This is a genomic window from Thermogutta sp., from assembly GCF_014359955.1.
Lineage (GTDB): Bacteria > Planctomycetota > Planctomycetia > Pirellulales > Thermoguttaceae > Thermogutta.
In genome coordinates this window covers 1-8,157 of sequence record NZ_JACIYL010000125.1, presented here as the reverse complement: position 1 = coordinate 8,157, position 8,157 = coordinate 1, and the positions used below count along the sequence as shown (strand labels likewise).

The following is an 8,157-nucleotide window of genomic DNA, read 5'->3' as shown; positions in this document are numbered from 1 at the left end:
GTGGACGTGACACGGACGACGAATCCGCCGGGACAGGCTCGACGGTGACGCGGGCCGGCAGATTGACGTCCGGATTGGTGGACTGATCGGGAGAGTCTTCCCGCCGTGTCAGCGTCGGGGTCATTGATTCCCGCTGCACCTGATCACGCGGAGTGAGCTGCTGCTGAACTGAGGACTCCTGCGGGGGCGCATCCAGCGGCGCGGTGTGGGTGATTTCGGCAGGGGCGGGCATCGTCCGGCGCGGAGGGGAAAGCTGCGAATCGGGCGGTTCTTCGCGCCCGGTTTCCTCAGCTCGTGGCGGCACCAGCGGAGAGGGTTTTTCCTCGGAGACATCCGGCGTCTGCTGTGGTGATGGCAAAGGCGCCGGAGCACTCGGCCGTGGTTGATGGATCAATCGGTCGGCAGCAACATTGTCCCTGGGAAGTGCCTGCACCGGTCGGGTGTATTCCGAAAGCTGGTTTCCCTCTTCGATCGTATCTGCCGCATACTCCGGCAGGGTGATCATTTCCTCGGTTTCCGATTCCGCCGGGGCTGAACTCTCGCGGATGAACGCGATCAATTTGAGGTACTGCTCCCGAAGCAGAACAGCCACCAGCAGATGCAGGAAAAGACTGAGAACGACGCAGAACTGGATGCGGCGAGCCGTCGGAGCCCGAACGTGGGCCGTACTCCAGAGCAACAGCAACACCAGCCCAGCGATGATTCCCAACCGAACCAATCCGTTGTACAGCGGGCGGGGATCAAAAAAGTCGGGCGTGGTAGCCAGAACGATTCCCGAGACAAACCCGGCAAAGACGAGGATGGCGAGATTGACCGGCCAGACCTGCTCATCAAAATCGGCCAGCCGCTCCGGCACAAAACGCCGGATGACAGTTCGTTTGCCACGAGGTTGGGGACTTTTTAAATCGGCCATGCGACGAGGCCTTCCCTCGCACTGCTGAATACGGTTCTCCGACCCACCGTGTTATGGGGAGTTAGCACCTTCACTTGGCGGCCCTGTCTTTCGCGTGGCCAGGCGGTAATCTGTGATGTGAGCTTTCTTGCACGCGTTGATGGCCGAGACGACCGGCTGCAAACGGCAGCGCTCGTCCGCCCGGATGATGACCGTCGTTCGGCTGGGATTGGCGGACCAGGCCTCCAGGAGCAGTTTCTCCAGCTCGCTCAGTCTGAGCAGTTTGCCTCCCACATAGTATCGTCCATTTTCATCAATATTGATAAAAAGCTCTCTCGGCTTGCTGAGAAGCGGCTGGGCTTCACTGGCATCGGGCAGCCGCACCGGCAGTTCGCGCTCTTCCTCGGCAAATTTGCTCGCAATGAGGAAGAATATGAGCAGATTGAAAACCACGTCGATGAGTGGAGTCATGGTGAGTGACTCCAGCGCGCGGCTTTTATTGCGAATCAGGATACTCATGGCATGGCTCCCGTTTCAGCGGGACTGGGAGGCGGAGGTGGCTGCGGAGCCTCGCGCCGCAAACCGGCGTTTGTCGAGAGGTCGGGCGTGGGAATCTGCTCTCGCCCCATTCGCAGGCGGCCTTCGAAGCGTTCAAACTGGGGCAAGAGGCCCAAAAGTGATTCGTCCAGCTCGCGCAAGAGCTTCTGGATACGTCCCTCGAAATAGTGCGCCAGCACCGAGGCGGGAATGGCCACACACAGTCCGGCAAACGTCGTCACCAAGGCCGTGTAAATCCCCTGCGCCAGCATCTCTGCTCGATCGGCCCCGGTGGGGAGATGCGACGTCACAAAGAACGCCTGGATCATTCCCTGCACTGTCCCCAGCAGTCCTAAAAGCGGGGTGACGGCCGCGGAAAGCGTCAGAAACCGCACGTTACTGTAGAGGCGATCCGCCTCTCGCTCGGTGGCTTCTTTCATGGCCTGCTCAATTTCCGGGAGCGGTCGGCCGACCTTGACCAGCATCGCTTTGAGGACATTGGCGGCCGAGGAAGGATAATGCTGAGCCAGGCGATAGGCCGCCCGGGGATCAAATCCGCGTTTCTCTTCCACAAGCTGCCCGAGCCCGCGAATGAGGCCCGCGGGAACCACCTTCCGTCGCCGCAATCCCAGGGCTCGCTCCAGCCCGAAGATGACCGTCAGGATCGACATCAACGTGATGGGAATCATCAGCACGCCGCCCCGGAAAGCCAGATCGAGCACATTGATTTGCGGGATCGTCCCTGGCTTGCGAGCGCTTTCCGGCTGGTCCGGCTGTGTGGCGGGCGCAGCCGCCAGGGCCTCCTCGGCCTTGCGATCCGCTTCCTCCAGGCTGGTGGCGGGATCGCGATGTTCGACGACTTGCGGGGGGCCCTCCGAAACAGGAGGAGCTGCGGGCGCCGTAACCTCCGCCCGGCAAACACCGTGGATGATCGTCCCTGCTCCAATCAAGAGCAGCACAACCACCAGTAATCGCAATACCGGCCGCCGTTTTATCAGGGGGATTGTTGTCATTGCACCGGTCTCTCACCTGGGAACCGCGATTCTCGTTTGCGTCATTTTTCCATCCGTTCTGTCCTGCTGGCCGCGCGTTGCCGTGGCTGCTTGCTGTTCCGGATTGTCAAAAAGACTATTTGCACACCTGATTGTCTTTCAACCCGACCGTTCGCCGCCCGAAAAACAGACTTCGCCACACAAACCCCGTGAGTTTATCTATGCCTGGACGGCAGGTTATTTTTATTATTCGCATACTCACTGTGGTTTAAGGAGGCGTAATTTGGCCCTCGCATCAGCGATGCGATCACTTTCCGGGAAGTTGTCAATCAGTTCCTGATAGAGTTTCGCGGCCTGTTCTGGTCGTTGCAGCGTTTCAAAGCACCGGGCGGCTTCATACAAGGCTGCGGCCTGCCACTTCGGCAGGCGATAACCGTAGGCCACGCGGAAAAAGTATTTCACCGCATCGTCGTATTTCTTTTGCTGCATGGCGATCTCGCCGAGCATGAACTGCGCCCTGGCTGCCGTCTCATCGGGAACCTGCTTGGCGTTCTCCAATACTTTTTCAAACATTTTTAAAGCCGTATCCAGCTCGCCGCGCTCGTAGTGGATCATGCCTGTTTCAAAGTGAGCCTGGATGGCCTCGGGGGTGGCGGGAAACTTCGCCAGCACCTGTCGATAATACTCCAGGGCCCGATCTGTTTGTTTCATTTGTGCGGCCGACTGGCCGGCGTGAAGAAGCCGCAGAACCTCGTAGTCTGGCGACTCCAGAGGGCTCAGAGACTCGTAGAGCCGGAGTGCCTCCGTGAATTTGTTCTGCATGAAGAGCGATTCCGCTTCCATAAAAGCAGCGTCCGCCGCTAACGAGCCTTTGGGATAAGTTGACTTCTGATAGGAAAACGTTTGCGCGGCGTTCTCGTATTGTCCCAGTTTGAAGAAGCACCAGCCTAACCGGTGCACGGCTTTTTCAATCAGATCGGGATCGCGACCTGATTGATAACAGTGATGATAGAGCGCGGCCGCCTCGGAATAACGTCCCTGGGAATACAGATGGCTCGCCACATGATATTCGGCTTCGGGACGATGGGGACTGTCCGGCGCCGTGTCGATGAGCCGCTGGAATAAAGCGATGGCCTCGTTTTCTTTGCCGGCCAATTTTTCCGCCCATGCCCACTGGTAAAGAACTTTATCAGCTTCCGGATACTGGGGATTTTCGTCGAGTATTTGTTTAAAAATGGCCGCCGCCTGGTCGTACTGTTTTTTATCGATCAAAATGAGCCCCTGGGTATAAAGGGCGGCCGAGCGCTCGTTCCCCGTCAGACCTCCCTGGAGGGCCTGGTCGATCATCTGCATGGCGCGGTCGAGCTGCTGCCGCTCGAAGTAGAGGGTTCCCAGCAGGTAACGCGCCCAGGATGCCAGCGGATGATTCGCGTATTTTTGCAAAAGATCGTTGAGAATCTGTTCGGCCTCGGGGGATTTGTTGCTTTTCAGGAGTGTTTGGGCCAGTTCACACATTGCCGCGGGCACACGGGAACTTTCCGGAAATCGCTGGAGAACCTCTCGGTAGGCTGATTCGGCCGATGCGTAATCCTGAAGCGCTGCACAGTACTTGCCCAGCTCGTAGTAAGCCCGGTCCAGGAGAGTGCTCTGGGGGAAGTCTTTGATCATGCGCTCGACCACCGTTCGTGCGTCGGCGGTGCGTCCCTGTTTGTGGTAGGCCCAGGCCAGAAGAAGCATCGCGCGGTCTGCGGACGGGCCTTTGCCGCTGCGACTGAGCGCCAGAAGCAGCGATTCCTGGGCCGCTTTGGGGTTCCCGAGTTCCAGTTGGCTGGCCCCTACAAGCGTCAGGATCGCCGCCTGATCGTCGACTTGGGGGAGGACACTGGCCAGCGTCTGGCCCAGCTTCACGACCGCGTCATGCTTGCCCGCCATCTGGAGGGCCGTGAGCTGACGGATTCGCCACAAACCCACCTGCGGATTTTTGGGATATTTTCTGGCAAGCGCATCAAACATCTGGGCCGCGGTATCGTAACGACTCTCGGCCAATTCGCATTCCGCCAGAATATGCTCCACATCCGGACTCAGCACGTGGTCCGGAATTTCCTTGCGAAACTGTTCTGCGTACTGTCGCGCCGCGCCGAACTGGCCCAGTCCCAGCGCTGTGTGCGCTGCAGCGTAGAGTGCCTCCCCCTTGATCGCCGGATCGGTCGCCATGGCCGCCGCCTGTGCGTACTCTTTGATGGCTGCCTCGCGCTTTTCGGGGATTTCGTAGAGGGCGTCCGCCCGATCGAGCTGGAGCGTCACGTTCCATGGAGCGGCAGCGCTCTTGACGGTTTCTGGGTCGATCAGGTCCAGTACCTGTTGGGGTTGTCCAAGTTTCAGATAGCACCGGGCCGCCCAGTGAATGGCCTCCGCCCGTACCTCAGGCGCCTGCGTGGCGCGAACCAGGAGAGGGAGAGCCTCCTGGTAACGATTGGCTAAGTAGAGGCACTTGGCAGCACCCAAATTCGCCCGCGCAATATGCGGCGAATTGGGGAAGCGTTTTTCCACGCTTGCGTACTGCTGGGCTGCTTCGTCGTAACGTTTCATCTGAACCAGGGCGTCGCCCGATCGAATGACCGCCAGATCGGCATCGGCAAATCGGGAGTCTGCCCCGGCCTTGCGGAAGAAGAGTTCCGCCTGCTCGAAATTCCCCAGCGAATACTGGACTTCACCGATTCGATAGAGGACTTCGTTGACTTTGGGATGCTGCGGATACCTTTCCGTGAATGTCTGGTAGTTTTTCAACGCAGCCTGCCTGTTGCCGAGCTCCTCTTCGCACACCGCGAGTGCAAACAGCACGTCGGGCACACGCCCATCGTCGGGAAATGATTGGAGGAATCGGCGATAGGCCTGGGCGGCCTGATCCTTCTGACCCTGAAAATAGAGGGTTTCCGCGAGATAGTACTGGGCTTGCGGGCGTTGACTGCCATTGGGGTAAGTCCGCAGATATTCCTCCAGGGCATTACGCGCTGCGGAGTAGAGCTCCGGTTTTTGCTGTCTGGCAGCTTCAAACAGGGCCATCCCCCGGTAAACTGCTGACAATTCCCGAAAATTCTCCTCGACGCCTTTTTCGATAGATTGCTGGAAGGCCTGAGCCGCCGCTTCGTACTGCTTTTGATTGAACAGGCACACGCCCAGATAATGAAGGGCCTTCGGCACACGGGGATCACCGGGATGTTTGGCGATGAATGCCCGCCACTGCTCGGCCGCCAGGTCCCACGAAGACAGGTTGTGGAGTTTCGCTGCTGCGTTATAGTCCCGTGTTGCTTCGGCATTTGTTTCCTGGGCCGGCAGATGAGAAACACATGCCAGGCTTGCCAGCGCCAGCACTGTGCAAAGAAGCGACGAGATCATCCGTCGATCACCGCGGTTCATCGCTCGCGAACTCCTTCATCCCGAGGTCGGATTGAACCTCGCCCTGATTGACGTATCGGCCAACCAGGAATCATGGCCCCACTCAGGCCGCGCACCAGGCCCCTTGAGAGGCGGTGTGGGTAACGTGCCGCTGTCGGGCGATCCGTTTACATATCTTATCCGGCCACACGCAAGCGCAAAAAGAGGACCTGCCCGCCGCAGCGCATCGGGATCGATTCACCCGAGCGGCGAACCCACTGCTGATCAATCAGGCAGAACCAAAATAATGGATAAAAATGCTGTCAATACTTGCCACGAATGTGGGCGGCCACGTGGGATTCATAGAAGCGGCCGAGCCGATTATGGAGAATGGGGGGAAGCGGCATCAAATCGCTTGCCGCGGCATTGCTCCGTGCCTGATCGGGACGTTTTGCCCCGGGGATGACGGTCGTCACAGCATCAAAGTCCAGGCACCACCGCAAGGCCATCTGGGCCATGGTCATTCCCGGGGGAACCCACGGTCGAATGTGCTCGACGAGTTCAAGGCCTTTTTCAAAGGGCAGGCCCGCAAACGTCTCCCCCACATTAAACTTCTCCCCATCACGATTGAAGAAACGGTGGTCGTTGGGGGCAAATTGGGTGTCCCGGGTGAATTTCCCTGCCAGCAGTCCGCTGGCCAGCGGCAGACGAATGATCAGCGCCACACCCCGTTTCTGGGCCTCGTCGAAAAGGACATCGATGGGCTTCTGCCGAAAGATGTTAAAGATGATCTGGAGAGAGGCCATTCCCTCGACGTTTAGACAGAACAGGGCCTCTTCCATGCTCTCCACGCTGGCGCCAAAAGCGCGTATTTTGCCCTCGTCCCGCAGTTCGCGCAGATAGTCGAAAATGCCTGTATCGCGCATGACCTCTAGGGGCAGGCTGTGGGTTTGCGTCAGATGGATGACATCCACCCCCAGGCGACGGAGGGAATCCTCTGTGTGGCGGCGGACGACTTCCCTGGTGAAGTTGGCGGGCCACCCCGGTTCGGGATGCCTTCCCAGTTTGGTGGCCACAATGAAACGGTCGCGATCCGGTCGGCCTTTCAAAAAGCGTCCGATAAGCGATTCACTGCGGCCCAGGCCGTAGATGTCGGCCGTATCAATGAAGGTGATACCCGCCTCTGCGGCAGCCGCCAGTGTGTTGAGGGCCTCCTCCTCGGGCACGTCGCCCCATTCCGTGCCGCCCAATTGCCACGTACCCAATCCGATTTCCGACACTTCCCGTTGCAGGGCAGGAAACAATCGCGACTTCATAGCGCCACCTGTTCTGTTGCCGTACTCAGGAATGAGGTTCACATGATCCGACTGAACGCCGGGATCAACTTGATCAACTGCTCCCGAAGGAGTGCCTGCACATCCCGGGCATGATCCATTTCCAGAGCCCGTTTCGCAAGAGCCTCACACTGCTGGACGGTCACGCTGCGGCAGACCTTCTTGATTTCAAGGATGGAATGAGCGGCCACACTGAACTTCCGCAATCCCAGCCCAATGAGCAGCATGGTGTGGAGCGGATGGCTGCTCATCTGGCCGCACAAACTGACCGGTACGCCTTTCCGCGAAGCCTCCTGGATCACGTGATGAATCAGCCGCAGCACCGCGGGCTCAGTGGCGTTGTACATGTTCACCACATTGCGGTTGGTGCGGTCCACCGCAAGGGTGTACTGAATCAAATCGTTCGTTCCCAAACTGATGAAATCCACTTCGTCCAGGAACCGGTCAATGGTCACAGCAACGGAGGGAACTTCCACCATGATGCCCAGCGGAATGTCCCGACGGAAAGGAATCTGGCTCTCCGCCAGGTCTTCCATCACTTCCGCCAGCATGAGCTTGGCCTGGCGGAGCTCGGCCAGCGTGCTGATCATGGGGAACATGATCTGTACGTTACCGCACACGCTGGCCCTCAGAATGGCACGCAACTGTGTTTGAAACAGGGGCAGATAGCGCAGCGCCAGACGGATGCTTCGCAAGCCCAGACAGGGGTTCGCCTCTTTTTCCAGTCCCAGTTGGAGGGGGACTTTATCGGCCCCCAGATCGAACGTGCGGATGGTGACCGGCCGATCACCCATAATCCGGACGACTTCGCAGTACGCCTGGTAATGATCTTCTTCGCTGGGCAGATCGTTCCGGCCGAGATAGAGAAACTCGGTGCGATACAGCCCGATGCCTTCTGCTCCGTTTTGCAGACAGAGCGCCGCCTCGTGCGGGAACTCGATGTTGCCGTAAATGTTGATCCGCGTGCCGTCCAGGGTTTCCGCCGGGAGATCCCGGAGCTTTTCCAGCTCCGTTGTAAACACGCGGA

Annotated in this window: 6 protein-coding genes; all 6 read right to left on the bottom strand. The window is 58.8% G+C overall.

The window, feature by feature from the left end:
- The coding region (locus H5U08_RS05850; protein WP_297031194.1) for a hypothetical protein at nucleotides 1-913 on the bottom strand (913 nt) is incomplete at its 3' end.
- Between the two features lie 51 nt (nucleotides 914-964).
- Complete coding sequence (locus tag H5U08_RS05845; RefSeq protein WP_297031192.1) at nucleotides 965-1,411, bottom strand: biopolymer transporter ExbD; 447 nt, start codon at nucleotides 1,409-1,411, stop codon at nucleotides 965-967.
- Nucleotides 1,408-2,442, bottom strand: coding sequence for a MotA/TolQ/ExbB proton channel family protein (locus tag H5U08_RS05840; RefSeq protein ID WP_297031190.1), 1,035 nt, complete (start codon nucleotides 2,440-2,442; stop codon nucleotides 1,408-1,410). Before H5U08_RS05840 ends, H5U08_RS05845 begins: the two co-directional genes overlap by 4 nt.
- Nucleotides 2,443-2,679: 237 nt before the next feature.
- Nucleotides 2,680-5,838 (bottom strand): tetratricopeptide repeat protein, encoded by a 3,159-nt coding sequence (locus H5U08_RS05835; protein WP_297031188.1) that lies wholly within the window; start codon nucleotides 5,836-5,838, stop codon nucleotides 2,680-2,682.
- A gap of 281 nt (nucleotides 5,839-6,119) precedes the next feature.
- Nucleotides 6,120-7,112 carry an aldo/keto reductase gene (locus H5U08_RS05830; RefSeq protein ID WP_297031186.1) on the bottom strand — a complete coding sequence of 331 codons (993 nt, stop codon included), beginning with the start codon at nucleotides 7,110-7,112 and terminating at the stop codon, nucleotides 6,120-6,122.
- Between the two features lie 38 nt (nucleotides 7,113-7,150).
- The coding region (gene ptsP / locus H5U08_RS05825) for a phosphoenolpyruvate--protein phosphotransferase (protein WP_297031184.1) at nucleotides 7,151-8,157 on the bottom strand (1,007 nt) is incomplete at its 5' end.